The organism is Paenibacillus marinisediminis, assembly GCF_054343325.1.
In genome coordinates, this window is the sequence record NZ_JBTGUH010000001.1 from 1,003,775 (window position 1) to 1,016,850 (window position 13,076).

Consider the following 13,076-nt stretch of genomic DNA (forward strand, 5'->3'; position numbering starts at 1 on the left):
GACTAATCCTCCTTCTCCATCTGATCGAGGAATTTGCGTAAATCAGCAAGATCATTCTTATCAATTGCTTTACTGCTATAGAGAGAGTTGACAAGACTCTTGAAGGAATTGTCGTATAACCTCTCCAGAAAGGTCGAGCTCTCTTTGTTCTTATAATCGCTTTCGTCAATTAACGATGAATATAGATTCGTACCTGTAGAACGATCACAGATAACAAATTTTTTCTTCTCTAGTCTTGTAAGGGATGTCATCAGTGTGGATAAAGCCCATTTACGCCTACCTTGCAGTTTATCTAATATGAAATTTGAAGTCACAGGCCGATCACTATGCCATATCGCCAACATGATTTCGAGTTCTGCATCTCCGAGTCGTCCGATAGTACCATCCATTATCATTTACCTCCTTATACGCCAGTATTATACGACTGTATAATACCTTTTGTTTCCATTATACAAATGTATAACGACAATGTCTACAATTATTTCCAATTACAAGTTAGCCTCAACAGCGGATGTTGGGGTATTAGAAAGCACACCAGTACAATAACCAGTGTGCTCAATGTTACGACTTTATTGTGTTTTCATTGGATGGCTGTTCTTCCTGTTTTCTTTTCCTTCTCACATTATTACCATCTTGTTTATTCTCTTGAATGCTTTCAGATACTCCCAATCCGATCTCAATGCCATCATCTTTACCAAGTGAATTATTCCCTTCACCTTCAGACTTAGGGAAGATGATTCCTGTAGCCTTAGTGCATTCTGCTTTGGTTTGATACACATCATATTCCCCTTCAAGCTTACCACCTGAATCATTACGTTTCGGTACCCGTATCTCCCACGTAGTCTTTTCTAAGTCACTCACGGTCATGTCGATTACAGTTCGGATCATTTTTTCTGATAAACTCCGATAGCTCACCTTAAGTTTATGATTCTTTAGCATCTCCAACGGGAAATAGAACTTAGCAACATTCTTTAATCCAGCATCGCTCGTATCCATGCGTTTCGAAAAACTGAACTTTCGATATGGAGCAGAAAATAAACGATCCAAATCAGCTTCAAGAATTTCATTCTCATCGATCTCTACCGCTAAGCGCCAATAGTTTCTGGCTATTACCACTAAGCCACTCTTAGCCCAAGCTCTTTTTTGAATAATTTCAGTAACCAGAGGCACTTGTCTTTCGTTTTTTCGCTTCGAATCGTTCCTCATGCCATTTTTAAAGTAGTCGCGTTTCATTGGCAGTCCTCCTCCTTTCGAGATGCGATCATTCATTATTGATTCTACTCACAAATATATTTGAATATCATCTATCGGCATCTCTATATTGAAAAAGTAACGAATGATTCTCGCATTTTTCAAGTCGGATATTTGATTTTCGATAACGGAACTACCAATTTGAAATACTGGATGTTCCTTATTCTTTTACGATTTTTAGATAACGACTTCCATATGTGGCTACTTGAAGAGTGTGTTGAACAAATGAGAATGGCTCCCTACTTTAAAATGTAGGAAGCCATATCACCCCGTATTTTTATTCAATTTTACTGATAGACATTGGAACTGTTGTTGTGGGATTGTAAGATCAACGAGGTCAATGTCCTTGTTCCCCTAGGTCCTATTCGAATTTTTCTGCCTACGTGGTGTAATTACTTTGGAAAAAAGGGGGTCCTTACGCCGTTCCTCTATTGTGGTCGGAACAATACCTATTTTGGCAAATCCCTTTATGATTTCCTCGATCTCACGCTCACGTGCACTTTTCAATTTTTTTCGACGCACAAACATCACCTATTTACATTAATATTTGGCTGGCACATTTTTTTGGTTTTCGTTATTCAAGCGGTCGAATCACTTCCGAGAAAAGTGGACCTTTCAACTTCTCTTCCCTTATCATCCGTACGATCCCGATCTTGGCGAATTCTGCTTTTACAACCTTTCTTCTATTTTTCAATGACTGTACTGTATTTCTCCACTTGATTTCCTCCACTTTCTGTTTTCCATGCTTTGAACTTGTTAATAATCAAACTAACCTTCTTCAATAATGTTCCGACGAACCATCAGTTCAGCTAAATCCACATCGAAAGAATCCTTTTGATCCCACGGCAACGTCTTCACATAATTATAAATCTCATCTACCAATTGGTACTTTTCTGAAGCTATTTGTAATGCTTGATCAAATCCAATAGTCCCCAATAAATGCCCGTATACATTCGAATAAGTAGGATGTTTCTCTTTTTTCTCAATCTCAAAAATTCGATCTAATTCTTCCTTAAAGGTATTTAAAAAAGCATCGGTCAACAATGCTCTTTTCTCACTTGATATTGATTCGAAGATTTGACTCAATGCCCTCATTCCTTTTTTACAAAAACTTTGTATTACGTCCACTTGGATTGAATTGTAGCAAACCATCATACGTAGGTCAAAAAAGAACCAGCCTATTCTATGATCATCATTAAAAGACTAAAACTATACACATCGACCGCTAATTCTAATCAAAATGAAATCCCCTATTTTACAAATAGAATTAACTTAATGTAGTATGAAAATAATGGAATAACAGGAGCGTCATAGGGGGAGTAAAAAAGTGAACATATCCAAAAAACTTGTTTTTATTCTTATCAGCTTACTAAGCATCTCTGTCATAGCTGCATTAATTCAATTCAATAATAAAAAAGCTACTTTATTCTCTGAACTGCTTAATGATGCCATGAGAGGGACTGAGATCGTGTCCATCAATATTAATGAATACAAAATAGTAGAACCTTTTCATGATCATCATTTGTTTGAAACAGATAAAGAGAAAATAAAGGTAATTTATGATATGCTTGCGGATTTGCGCATAAAGGAAGATCCCGATGCGAAAACAAACATCAAGAGGACTGCCTATAATATTGCTTTCTCAAATTCTGATCGTCTGATGTTTGCTATCGTAATTACAGATGGTGGAAGTCTAGATTCCTATGATTATGTAAAAGGCAAATCAGCTGTAGAGTATCGTATCTTGAGTGAATTTGACTATGATAAGATTGAGCGATTGTTTGATCAAGTGAATGAATGACATATTTAAAAGATATTAACTCAAATTATTCTGATCAAGAAGGCTATTTCTTATGAGAAGAGAGCATCCTCTACCCTTTTCTCTTTTGTCATTCTTATGATTCCGATCTTAGCGAACTGGCTTTTAATTATTAGTGAACTTCTCATGATTCATACCCAGCCTCGTACTCCGAAACACGTCTGTAGAAAGTGGCCGAACTGATTCCCAGTTCTTTCATTGCAGCTACGGCGGTGATTCGTCCTGCTCGACATTCTGCATAAGACCTGCGAAACTCTTCATTGATTTCTGTCTTTGGTCGGCCAAAACGTACACCCCGATTCTGAGCAGAAGCAATCCCTTCGGCCTGTTTTTCACGGATTGATTCGCGTTCTAATTCATACAGCGCACCAAACACTGTCATGGCAAACTTTCCTTGTGGGGTTGACGTGTCAATCAACTCTTTAAGGCTGACAACACTAATTCCTCGTTGTTCAAGATCCTGGACAATCGTCAAAAACTCTAGCACATTACGTGCAAGCCTGGAGATGGATTCAACAACAATAACGTCTCCTTCTCTGGCAAACTCCAATAGAGCTTGAAGCTGCTCGCGGTTCTTGATCGATTTTCCACTGACCTTCTCCTCGTAAATCTTCTCAACCTCATGTTTCTTAAGCAAGTCATGTTGTCTGGCTGTATTCTGATCCTTAGATGAAACCCGAATATACCCAATTCGCACTGAAGCCACCTCCGCTTGTTGTTGGCTACAGTATAGCTCCAGAAACACTACTTCAAAAGGCCCTTTTCCCATTTATGATGCATCAAAAGTAAAACTAGACATTTTGAGACACCAACAGGCCTTAATATAGGTACATCAGATTGTGCTTCAAGAAAGTGTACAATATTAAGCACTCAAACTATTCATTGCTGAGATCTTTTACTTTCTCTTTGCCCGTCTCTTCTTTAAAAAGATCTTGTTGAGATCAACATTTTGGGGCACGTGATCTAGTTGAATTTTTGGACGTTGATTTCGATGAATAGGATTCCCAGCTTTACTTTGTCTAAAGCATTTAAGTTTAGTTGTATTTTTCTTTAAAAGTTCTTCGAACCAACTGCCAAACGCAACAACACTATCTTCTCCCTTATCTCCCCAAGCTAAAAAGACAACGTCCGACCAATTAATTGCTTCCACTATCGTAGATTGATCATTTTTATCACCTGTAAACTTTGAAGATGCTAGCTTTTGTGAATCAGGCTCTATAAAGGAACTCATATTGACTATCCAGACGCTCCCAGCGTTAAAGTAACGAATTGCATACTGTATCATAAATCTCACAGTTTCATCGCTGTATAATTCGGTTGCATGACTTGGATTCATCATCAAAATAGTTACTTTGGCTTTTTGAATGTCCCAGTCAATGCGTAAAGTATAACGGTTTGTTTTATCTTCATTGAAAACAGCTAGATGTTGAGATCTTTGCATTACCAGATTAGGTAACAAATCTATAGAATCTCTTATATACTTACCACCACATCCTTCAATCCATCTCTTTAGATCTAGATAAAATTGAGTGTCAGTCATATCACTAGGAATCTTTATGAAACCTTCTAACAGTTTATAGTCAGTAGACACTGTGATCCCATCTTTCTGATTATTTTATTTGATTTTCATCCCCACATTTTGACCTGCTTTATCAGTAAGCATGAAACTAGATATTCCTATTTTAGAAGATATGGGAGTAAAACTGGATTTATTTTTTTCATTTTCATATACTTGCCTCAAGATCAAGCAAGATCAGATGATTTTAAGAGCAAGGTAGTAAAAGTGGACATGCTTTTTTCAATTTTCTATACTTGCCTCAAGATCAGTACTGAGTGGTATAGCTCCCGATCAAAAGATGACAAAGTGCACGGTCAGCCTTCGGATTCTATAACATCAGTAATTACTTCTCATTTTTGAGAAACAGTAGCGCTACTCCTTGATCAACAATAATCTTTGGAAACCTAAAATGACATCATGGCAACACCTAGATCAAACTTCAAGGAGGGAACACCTATGTTCGACACAATTCGCATGACAGCAGACCATATTGAACTTGATATAGAAAAAATTAAAAAAAGCGGTACGAAGGTCGAGTGGAATAGATATACGTACACCATAATGAATCCGAGAGTTCCTTTTTTTGAGTACAATCCAGAGCAGCAGAAGCTGACCATTCAACTTTCTATTCCTAAATTCCTTTATGGAAACAATGTCACGCTTCTCAAACCAGAACACATCAACATGTTTTGGGAGCAATTGCATGATGAATTGCTAGGAACTCTTCTTGTATCCATTCAAAGGGAAGAGTGGATTGCATCTCGTATCGACGTCTGTCATAACTTCGATGTCGGGAACCAAGTAAGCCGATTCATCGTGCAGATCGCGAAAAAGAGTCTGCCTAGGAAGGCTACCTGTTTATATAACCAAAATCAATCTGTTGTGTTCAAAAATAAATCCTCTCGAGTCACTGTTTATGATAAGTACAAACAAATGAAAGCGAAAGGAAAAAATCCACAACTCACACATCAAGCATTTGGAATTTTGCGATTAGAGATAAAATGCTGTAAACAACAATTGCGTCAATACTCAAGCAAGAGAATCGCATCATATTTCTTGAATATTGAATTCTGTAACCGAACGCTAAAGCTGGCTGAACCTTTATTCACTTTTATTGATATAGATTACGATGATTTTATAAGTCCTGATTTGCTCAACTCACATTCAATAACGATGATTGAGAGAATGTTGGGCTTTGGGCTAATACTTGAAAAGCTAGGTGAACAAGCAACAAAAGAACTCTATAGCCAATCCACTTTCTATAAAAAAATAAAAGCACTCCAACCTTTTTTAGATCAAAGAAGGAGTGCACTAACGATGTTATCGATTCCATATTATAAGGCCTCATAAAAAACGCGCACAATTGTAACATTATTGGCTTATCATTACAGATACAATTAATGTGTCTAATCACATCGAGGAGAGTGAAACCATGAATAAGACAGACTATCCAATAATTCTTCAAAAGAAGCACGTTCAAGAAATACTTGGTTTCAGCAAATCTACAGTGTATGAAATTTTCAAAGATCCCAGCTTCCCTCTACTGGAGATCAACTCAAGAAAAGTTGTATACCGTGATGAATTCTTCGCATGGCTCAATACAAAGCAAAGGAATCATATCAAAGCTGGATAGGTATTCAAGAGAATTCCTCTTGATTAACTATATATCATCAAACATATCAAATCATCAGGAGGTTTTAAAATGCGTATTCATAAACGCGGCAGTACCTGGTATTACGCTGTAGATGTTGGAAATGACCCTCTAACTGGAAAGAGAAAACAAAAAACGCAAGGAGGTTTTAGAACGAAGAAGGAAGCTGAAGCAGCCTGCGCAAGTCTACTTGCCGAACTTAACAAAGGTACTTATATTGAAGAAAAAAATACTTTATTCAAGGATTTTTCAACAACTTGGCTAGAAGGATATAAACAACTAGTGAAGATCAGCACTGTTCGAGTTAGAGAACATGAGCTAGGACACCTTCTAACTTATTTTTCACAGAAAAAAATCAAATCGATCACCAAGAAAATGTATCAGGACGCATTCAATGATTTGAAAGTGCAGAACTTGGCGGACAGTACACTTGAAGGCATTCACTCCACTGGCAGAATGATATTTAAGAAAGCTGTAGAACTTGGTGTCATTGCAAAAGATCCAACAGAATTTTTTAAGCTTCCAAAAACTCAGAAGACTGTTGATGATCTTGAAAATGAAGAACTCAATGTAAAATATCTCGAAAAGGAAGAACTAGCTAAGTTTCTAAAGACTGCACAAGAAAAAGGATTGTTTGGTGACATTGCAATGTTTGTGACATTGGCATATAGTGGGATGCGCGCTGGCGAATTATGCGCTCTCAAATGGAAAGACATCAATTTTGACGAACAAACAATCCGTATCACTAAAACTTACTATAATCCAAAAAACAAAGTAAAGGAATTTATACTCCTTACACCAAAAACATCAACCTCTATTCGCACTATTGATGTTGCTCCTATTGTTTTAGATGAGTTAAGGAAACATAAAGCAAGACAGAATGAGCTAAGGCTCCAATTAGGAACAGAATTCTATTATGATGACTTTGTATTCACAAAAACCGATAAAAACGCTGGTTATCCTGAAATCACCAAGACTTTAGGGAATCGTATGCGGAGACTTCTTAGAATAGCAGGTCTTAATCAAAATCTTACTCCCCATTCCCTCCGTCATACACATACGTCTTTACTTGCTGAAGCTGGAGTGAGTCTTGAGACTATAATGGAGCGGTTGGGACATAAGGATGATGAGATCACAAGAACTATTTATATGCACATCACAAAACCAATGAAAAAAGAAGCTTCCCACAAGTTCAGTGAACTGATGAGAAGCTTCCTATAATCAATGTGAGCAAATTGTGAGCATTTAGCGTTCCCTACTCAGGAAAACCTTGCTGCATAAGGGATCTAACCCCTTATTACATCATACCGCCCATTCCACCCATGCCGCCCATGTCAGGCATAACAGGAGCGTTCTTCTCTGGCTTATCAGCGATTACCGCTTCAGTCGTCAGGAACATTGCTGCAACGGATGCTGCATTTTGCAATGCGGAACGAGTAACCTTAGCTGGGTCAACGATACCAGCTTCGATCATGTTCACCCACTCGCCAGTAGCAGCGTTGTAGCCTACGCCAACTTTTTCGCCTTTCAAGCGCTCAACGATAACGGAGCCTTCTTGGCCAGCATTGTCAGCGATTGTGCGGATTGGAGCTTCAAGAGCCTTCAGCACGATGTTCACGCCTGTTTGCTCATCTGAGGAAGCTGCAGATACAGCTTTAACCGCACCGTATACGTTAATAAGAGCTGTACCGCCGCCTGCAACGATACCTTCTTCAACTGCTGCGCGAGTTGCGTTCAGAGCATCTTCGATGCGCAGTTTGCGCTCTTTCAATTCAGTTTCAGTAGCCGCGCCAACTTTGATTACTGCTACGCCGCCTGCCAATTTAGCAAGACGCTCTTGCAGCTTCTCTTTGTCGAACTCGGAAGTTGTTTCATCGAGTTGTGTACGGATTTGCTTGATGCGAGCATCGATATCTTGCTTAGCGCCAGCGCCGTCAACGATGATTGTGTTTTCTTTTGTAACGCGGATCTGACGAGCAGTACCCAATTGATCGATCGTAGTCGATTTCAATTCAAGGCCGAGCTCTTCAGTGATCACTTGACCGCCAGTCAATGCAGCGATATCTTGCAGCATTGCTTTGCGGCGATCGCCGAAGCCTGGAGCTTTAACAGCTACGCAAGTGAATGTGCCGCGAAGCTTGTTCACGATCAATGTAGCTTGTGCTTCACCTTCAACATCTTCAGCAATGATCAGCAATTGCTTGCCTTGTTGAACGACTTTCTCAAGTACAGGAAGGATTTCTTGAATGTTGGAAACCTTCTTGTCTGTGATCAAGATATAAGCGTTGTCGAGAACAGCTTCCATCTTGTCAGTGTCCGTGATCATGTATGGAGATACATAACCGCGGTCGAATTGCATACCTTCAACCACTTCAAGCTCAGTGTTGAACCCTTTGGATTCTTCGACAGTGATAACGCCATCCTTGCCGACTTTCTCCATTGCTTCTGCGATCAATGCGCCAACTTCTTCATCAGCAGCAGAGATGGAAGCAACTTGAGCGATGCTTTGGGAATCTTCCACATGCTTAGCGATCTCTTGAAGTTCAGCTACAGCAGCGCGAACAGCTTTGTCGATACCTTTGCGAACAACCATAGGGTTAGCGCCTGCAGTTACGTTCTTCAAGCCTTCGCGAATCATCGCTTGAGCCAGAACTGTAGCAGTAGTTGTACCGTCACCAGCTACATCGTTAGTCTTTGTAGCAACTTCTTTAACCAGTTGAGCACCCATGTTCTCAAATGCATCTTCCAGTTCGATTTCCTTTGCAATAGTTACACCGTCGTTTGTGATGAGCGGAGATCCGAACTTCTTCTCCAATACCACGTTGCGGCCCTTAGGTCCAAGTGTTACTTTAACTGCGTTCGCAAGAGCGTCCACACCGCGAAGCATGGAACGGCGAGCTTCTTCAGAGAACAAAATTTCTTTTGCCATTGAAAAATACCTCCTTGATTCGATTCGTTATAATGTTCGTACCTATATGTCCTGCGTTCCTATGTAGGAACCTCTAATGTGCGGAAAGATTCATTCCGCGTCATCCGCCTATTAGCCGATTACCGCGTGAATATCGCTTTCTTTCATAATCAAATATTCTTTTCCATCGTATTTGATCTCTGTGCCAGCATATTTGGAGAAGATTACAACGTCGCCTTCTTTAACTTCCAAAGGTACACGTTGACCATCCTTCCATACACCGTTACCTACAGCTACTACTTTACCTTCTTGCGGCTTTTCCTTCGCTGTATCCGGCAATACGATACCGAAAGCGGTCTTTTCTTCCTTCGCGATTGCTTCGATCAATACGCGCTCTCCTAAAGGTTTGATCATGAAAAATAGCCTCCTTTGACCAAATGAAATTATAAGTTGGAACACATCGCCTTATGGCGGTCATGTTCATAAACACTTGTTAGCCATATTATTAGCACTCGAAAGTGTCTAGTGCTAATAACAATTATTATGATACTGATTTTGCACCCGGTTTGCAAGTGGTTTAATGTAAATTTGTACTGACGCTCCTGCCTTCACCATTTTATCCTATGGTCATACAAATAATGCAAACCCTGCTCTCACATCCTCACTGGATTCAAGAGCAGAGCTTGCATGCTAGTATCATAACGACTTCGCTAAATAAGCTGGACAGCAGGAATGATAAGTGAAGCATTACGCTTGTCTATGTATTTCTCAAGAGGCAGTTGTTGCACCGCTATCGAATTCTTCTTCCCATTCCCGCTGCTTCTTCAACTGCTTCCGATAGATGAAGGATGAGAGAATCACACTGAGCTCATACAGAATGATCAGCGGAATCGAGACTAGGAAGTCAGATATAAAGTCCGGCGGCGATAAAGTAACCCCGAGCACAATGAGGCCAAAATATGCGAATCTCCGCATCTTGCGCAATCGGATCGGGTTCAATATTCGAATAGCCGTCAGAAACATAATGACAAGCGGAAGCTCAAATAGAATCCCCAAAGGGAGAATAATATTAAACATGAAGTTGAAATACTGTGTAATCCCGTACGTTTCTTCGAGATTCAAGCCTTGATTGATTCCAGCAGTAAACTGATATGCCATCGGCAGCACGACAGTATAGGCGAAAGTGACACCTAATAAGAAAAGTACAAACACGAATGGAATATACTTAAGCGTTTCTCTGCGTTCATTCGGCTTCAATCCAGGACTTACGAATGCCCATAGCTGATACATCGCAAATGGCAGCGATATGGCAAACGCGACGATCAAGGCAAATTTCATATAGATGCCAATTCCATCCCACAGCGAGAAGCTGTGAAACTGGAAACCATTCGCCGGCGGTCTTGATATGACGAATTGGTATAAAGGATCCGCTGCAACCAATCCACCCACCAGACCGACAACCAGCATAATCAGCACATAAATGACCCGCTTGCGCAGTTCAGTAATATGATCAATGATAGACATCTGATCGTCATCAATGAGAGGCATACCAACACCAACCTGTTCCTTGCTAAATGTGAGGTCAGACTAAATCAGCACTAATTAGATACAGTCTGAATCCAAGATGCATCACCTGATTATTCTGGCAGGCGGCGGGATGTCTCGTTAGCTTGTGCCTGTTGAGGTATTTGAGTGACAACTGGAGCAGATGCTGATTCAGTTGCATGAACTTCTTTTCGCGAAGAACTGCTGGAATTATCATCGCCCATAATGTCGCTAGCACCTGCCTTGAACTCTTTCAATGTACGGCCAAAGGCGCGTCCCAATTCTGGAAGCTTGTTCGGACCAAACAAGAGTAGGGCAAGAATGAGAAGTAAGATAATGCCTGGGATTCCAATAGTGCTCATATCGAATCTTCTCCTTTCATTGGACATAATTTCCTGTAATGTAGATCATATCATATCCAAGTGCCATAAAATACCTAAACTATCAAAAATTTTTGAAGATCAGATCAATCCGTCATGGTCATGAAAGCGTCCGCTTGCTACATCCAATGCGTGAGGGAGCTGATCAATGACCGCCATCAGATTATCATGCACGCCCTTCGGGCTGCCTGGAAGGTTAATAATAAGCGTCCGGTTGCGAATACCGCACACACCGCGCGAGAGCATCGCGCTTCTCGTCTTCAACATGGATGCGGCGCGCATAGCCTCCGCTATTCCAGGAACGACGCGATCAATAACCTTGAGCGTCGCTTCAGGAGTAACATCGCGCGGCGCGAGTCCTGTACCGCCAGTCGTCAAAATAAGATCCGCCCTGAAATAATCCGCCATCTCGATGAGAGAAGCCGAGATGTCATTCATTTCATCCGGGACGATTCGATATTCAATGATTTCCCCGCCTATCTCTTCCTCCACTAATTCGCGAATGACTTGTGCACTTGTATCTTCACGTTCTCCGCGCGAGCCTTTGTCGCTTGCAGTCAAGATCGCCACTTTCCAATTCATCTCTGTTCCTCCCTTCGAATTGAGTCCTTATCATCAATCGGCTGCTAAGGAGTAATCTCCATTCTTGCCGCCAGATTTGCTAATCAATTGAGTTGGGCCTATAACCATGTCCTTCTGCATCGCCTTGCACATATCATACACGGTCAATGCCGCGGCAGTCACAGCCGTGAGCGCCTCCATCTCAACGCCGGTCTTGCCCGTTGTCTTTACTTCAGCCTCTATCGTTAATACCTCTGCGTCATCATCTTGAAAAGTAATGTTGATGCCCGTTAGCATAAGCGGGTGACACATCGGAATAAACTGTGAAGTATTTTTGGCCGCCATAATCCCTGCTACTTGCGAAACGGCGAGCACATTTCCCTTAGCAATCTGACCCTGCTTAATTCTAGCTAAAGTATCCCGGTGCATTTGGACTGTTGTTCGCGCAACGGCTGTACGGCTTGTTTCATTCTTATCTGTCACATCCACCATACGAGCTCGTCCTTGTTCATTAAAATGAGTCAATCGTTCGTTCGTATCCATTAATCGTCATGATCCCCCTTTAGCTATCAAGATTCGTCTATCCGGGTTCGGATGAGCTCGTTTTCCGTAACGATAACGTTAATCGGGACATCATGCGGCTCCATCGGAATCTCATCCAACAGCTGCCATTTATATATAAGACTCCATAAAATCGGTATTGTTGCAGATGCTGTCGCATCTCGTGAATCCGTATTCAAGCTGAACCATCTGGATAAAAAGCGGTCATAATACCCTGCCCCCATGCCGAGACGCCCTCCTCTTCGATCGAAGGCTAGTCCTGGAACGAATACGATATCTGCCAGCTCACATTCCTGCTCTGATATAGGCAATGCATGCTCAGAAGGCTCCATAATTCCAAATACGCCCTGAGCAAGGGGCAATTGATCTGTCCATGCATACCATGACAAATGATGCTCCTTTACTTGAGTACGCGGAATATAGATGATATGTCCTTCCGCTCGAAGTCTTAGCAGGAGCGGCACAATATCCAATTCCGAACCGAACGGCATATATCCAAACACTCTTAACGGTCCGTCTGCTTTCTGCAGGATAGGCTGCAGGCCTCTCCATGCCAGCTCACAAGCACTCTCGCTCCATCTTAGGCGATCATGAGCGGCCATCTCCCCGCGCAACTGCTTGCATCGAGCTCGAATATCTACTTTCCGTAAAGCATCGGACTGCTGATAAGCATCATTCATGCCTCGATATCCTCCTTGGCGGGTGGCTAGGTCATTATCGTGAATATCAGGTGATAGAAAGCCATATATGAGCATAATTCGAACGTTAACATATGCTGTACATCATTTTTCACGAATTTTCTGCAATTTCAAGTCTAGTTTACCACCCTTAACACTTTCCTG

General features: G+C 41.1%; 16 protein-coding genes. 4 read left to right on the forward strand and 12 right to left on the reverse strand.

Features of this window, described 5'->3' with window-relative positions:
• Window positions 1–2: 2 nt before the first annotated feature.
• The 3 genes from ACXX53_RS04745 to ACXX53_RS04755 all read right to left on the reverse strand — a co-directional run bounded on the left by ACXX53_RS04745 (window position 3) and on the right by ACXX53_RS04755 (window position 2,346).
• Complete coding sequence (locus ACXX53_RS04745) at window positions 3–389, reverse strand: BlaI/MecI/CopY family transcriptional regulator (protein WP_458567425.1); 387 nt, start codon at window positions 387–389, stop codon at window positions 3–5.
• A gap of 172 nt (window positions 390–561) precedes the next feature.
• The gene (locus tag ACXX53_RS04750; protein ID WP_458567426.1) at window positions 562–1,233 is read right to left on the reverse strand and encodes a hypothetical protein; all 672 of its coding nucleotides are present in this window, start codon (window positions 1,231–1,233) and stop codon (window positions 562–564) included.
• A 786-nt stretch (window positions 1,234–2,019) separates the two neighbouring features.
• Complete coding sequence (locus ACXX53_RS04755) at window positions 2,020–2,346, reverse strand: hypothetical protein (RefSeq protein ID WP_458567427.1); 327 nt, start codon at window positions 2,344–2,346, stop codon at window positions 2,020–2,022.
• Window positions 2,347–2,578: 232 nt separating this feature from the next.
• Here ACXX53_RS04755 and ACXX53_RS04760 point away from each other — a divergent pair, with 232 nt between their 5' ends.
• Window positions 2,579–3,052 (forward strand): hypothetical protein, encoded by a 474-nt coding sequence (locus ACXX53_RS04760; RefSeq protein WP_458567428.1) that lies wholly within the window; start codon window positions 2,579–2,581, stop codon window positions 3,050–3,052.
• A gap of 142 nt (window positions 3,053–3,194) precedes the next feature.
• Here the strand turns inward: ACXX53_RS04760 and ACXX53_RS04765 are convergent, their stop codons facing one another.
• Together ACXX53_RS04765 and ACXX53_RS04770 are read right to left on the reverse strand one after the other, a co-directional pair.
• A complete protein-coding gene (locus tag ACXX53_RS04765; protein WP_458567429.1) occupies window positions 3,195–3,839 on the reverse strand; it encodes a recombinase family protein in 645 nt (214 codons plus the stop codon).
• A gap of 126 nt (window positions 3,840–3,965) precedes the next feature.
• Window positions 3,966–4,661 carry a DUF1643 domain-containing protein gene (locus ACXX53_RS04770; RefSeq protein ID WP_458567430.1) on the reverse strand — a complete coding sequence of 232 codons (696 nt, stop codon included), beginning with the start codon at window positions 4,659–4,661 and terminating at the stop codon, window positions 3,966–3,968.
• A gap of 423 nt (window positions 4,662–5,084) precedes the next feature.
• Between ACXX53_RS04770 and ACXX53_RS04775 the strand changes: the two genes are divergently transcribed.
• The 3 genes from ACXX53_RS04775 to ACXX53_RS04785 all read left to right on the forward strand — a co-directional run bounded on the left by ACXX53_RS04775 (window position 5,085) and on the right by ACXX53_RS04785 (window position 7,500).
• Entirely contained in the window at window positions 5,085–5,978 is an 894-nt protein-coding gene (locus ACXX53_RS04775; protein ID WP_458567431.1) for a phage/plasmid replication domain-containing protein, read from the forward strand.
• An 82-nt stretch (window positions 5,979–6,060) separates the two neighbouring features.
• Window positions 6,061–6,261, forward strand: a complete 201-nt coding sequence (locus tag ACXX53_RS04780; protein WP_458567432.1) for a helix-turn-helix transcriptional regulator — start codon at window positions 6,061–6,063, stop codon at window positions 6,259–6,261.
• Window positions 6,262–6,330: 69 nt separating this feature from the next.
• Window positions 6,331–7,500, forward strand: a complete 1,170-nt coding sequence (locus tag ACXX53_RS04785; RefSeq protein WP_458567433.1) for a site-specific integrase — start codon at window positions 6,331–6,333, stop codon at window positions 7,498–7,500.
• A 76-nt stretch (window positions 7,501–7,576) separates the two neighbouring features.
• On the opposite strand, the gene groL is transcribed toward ACXX53_RS04785, so the two are convergent.
• From groL to ACXX53_RS04820, 7 genes are all read right to left on the reverse strand, one after another.
• Window positions 7,577–9,208 (reverse strand): chaperonin GroEL, encoded by a 1,632-nt coding sequence (gene groL, locus ACXX53_RS04790; protein ID WP_458567434.1) that lies wholly within the window; start codon window positions 9,206–9,208, stop codon window positions 7,577–7,579.
• Window positions 9,209–9,319: 111 nt separating this feature from the next.
• Window positions 9,320–9,601, reverse strand: coding sequence for a co-chaperone GroES (groES, locus tag ACXX53_RS04795; RefSeq protein ID WP_458567435.1), 282 nt, complete (start codon window positions 9,599–9,601; stop codon window positions 9,320–9,322).
• A 354-nt stretch (window positions 9,602–9,955) separates the two neighbouring features.
• Window positions 9,956–10,735: a twin-arginine translocase subunit TatC gene (tatC, locus tag ACXX53_RS04800; RefSeq protein WP_458567436.1), complete on the reverse strand. Its 780-nt coding sequence runs from the start codon at window positions 10,733–10,735 to the stop codon at window positions 9,956–9,958.
• Window positions 10,736–10,824: 89 nt separating this feature from the next.
• Complete coding sequence (tatA, locus tag ACXX53_RS04805) at window positions 10,825–11,094, reverse strand: twin-arginine translocase TatA/TatE family subunit (RefSeq protein ID WP_458567437.1); 270 nt, start codon at window positions 11,092–11,094, stop codon at window positions 10,825–10,827.
• Window positions 11,095–11,193: 99 nt separating this feature from the next.
• A complete protein-coding gene (locus ACXX53_RS04810; RefSeq protein ID WP_458567438.1) occupies window positions 11,194–11,694 on the reverse strand; it encodes a MogA/MoaB family molybdenum cofactor biosynthesis protein in 501 nt (166 codons plus the stop codon).
• 33 nt (window positions 11,695–11,727) lie between these two features.
• Window positions 11,728–12,216: a cyclic pyranopterin monophosphate synthase MoaC gene (gene moaC, locus ACXX53_RS04815; protein WP_458567439.1), complete on the reverse strand. Its 489-nt coding sequence runs from the start codon at window positions 12,214–12,216 to the stop codon at window positions 11,728–11,730.
• A 26-nt stretch (window positions 12,217–12,242) separates the two neighbouring features.
• A complete protein-coding gene (locus ACXX53_RS04820; RefSeq protein WP_458567440.1) occupies window positions 12,243–12,914 on the reverse strand; it encodes a 5-formyltetrahydrofolate cyclo-ligase in 672 nt (223 codons plus the stop codon).
• Between the last annotated feature and the right edge of the window lie 162 nt (window positions 12,915–13,076).

Coding starts and splice junctions, on each gene's coding strand:
- ACXX53_RS04745 (WP_458567425.1), bottom strand. CDS start 389: ATGGATGGTACTATCGGACGACTCGGAGATGCAGAACTCGAAATCATG.
- ACXX53_RS04750 (WP_458567426.1), bottom strand. CDS start 1,233: ATGAAACGCGACTACTTTAAAAATGGCATGAGGAACGATTCGAAGCGA.
- ACXX53_RS04755 (WP_458567427.1), bottom strand. CDS start 2,346: ATGAGGGCATTGAGTCAAATCTTCGAATCAATATCAAGTGAGAAAAGA.
- ACXX53_RS04765 (WP_458567429.1), bottom strand. CDS start 3,839: ATGGGAAAAGGGCCTTTTGAAGTAGTGTTTCTGGAGCTATACTGTAGC.
- ACXX53_RS04775 (WP_458567431.1), top strand. CDS start 5,085: ATGTTCGACACAATTCGCATGACAGCAGACCATATTGAACTTGATATA.
- ACXX53_RS04780 (WP_458567432.1), top strand. CDS start 6,061: ATGAATAAGACAGACTATCCAATAATTCTTCAAAAGAAGCACGTTCAA.
- ACXX53_RS04785 (WP_458567433.1), top strand. CDS start 6,331: ATGCGTATTCATAAACGCGGCAGTACCTGGTATTACGCTGTAGATGTT.
- groL (WP_458567434.1), bottom strand. CDS start 9,208: ATGGCAAAAGAAATTTTGTTCTCTGAAGAAGCTCGCCGTTCCATGCTT.
- groES (WP_458567435.1), bottom strand. CDS start 9,601: ATGATCAAACCTTTAGGAGAGCGCGTATTGATCGAAGCAATCGCGAAG.
- tatC (WP_458567436.1), bottom strand. CDS start 10,735: ATGCCTCTCATTGATGACGATCAGATGTCTATCATTGATCATATTACT.
- tatA (WP_458567437.1), bottom strand. CDS start 11,094: ATGAGCACTATTGGAATCCCAGGCATTATCTTACTTCTCATTCTTGCC.
- ACXX53_RS04810 (WP_458567438.1), bottom strand. CDS start 11,694: ATGAATTGGAAAGTGGCGATCTTGACTGCAAGCGACAAAGGCTCGCGC.
- moaC (WP_458567439.1), bottom strand. CDS start 12,216: ATGGATACGAACGAACGATTGACTCATTTTAATGAACAAGGACGAGCT.
- ACXX53_RS04820 (WP_458567440.1), bottom strand. CDS start 12,914: ATGAATGATGCTTATCAGCAGTCCGATGCTTTACGGAAAGTAGATATT.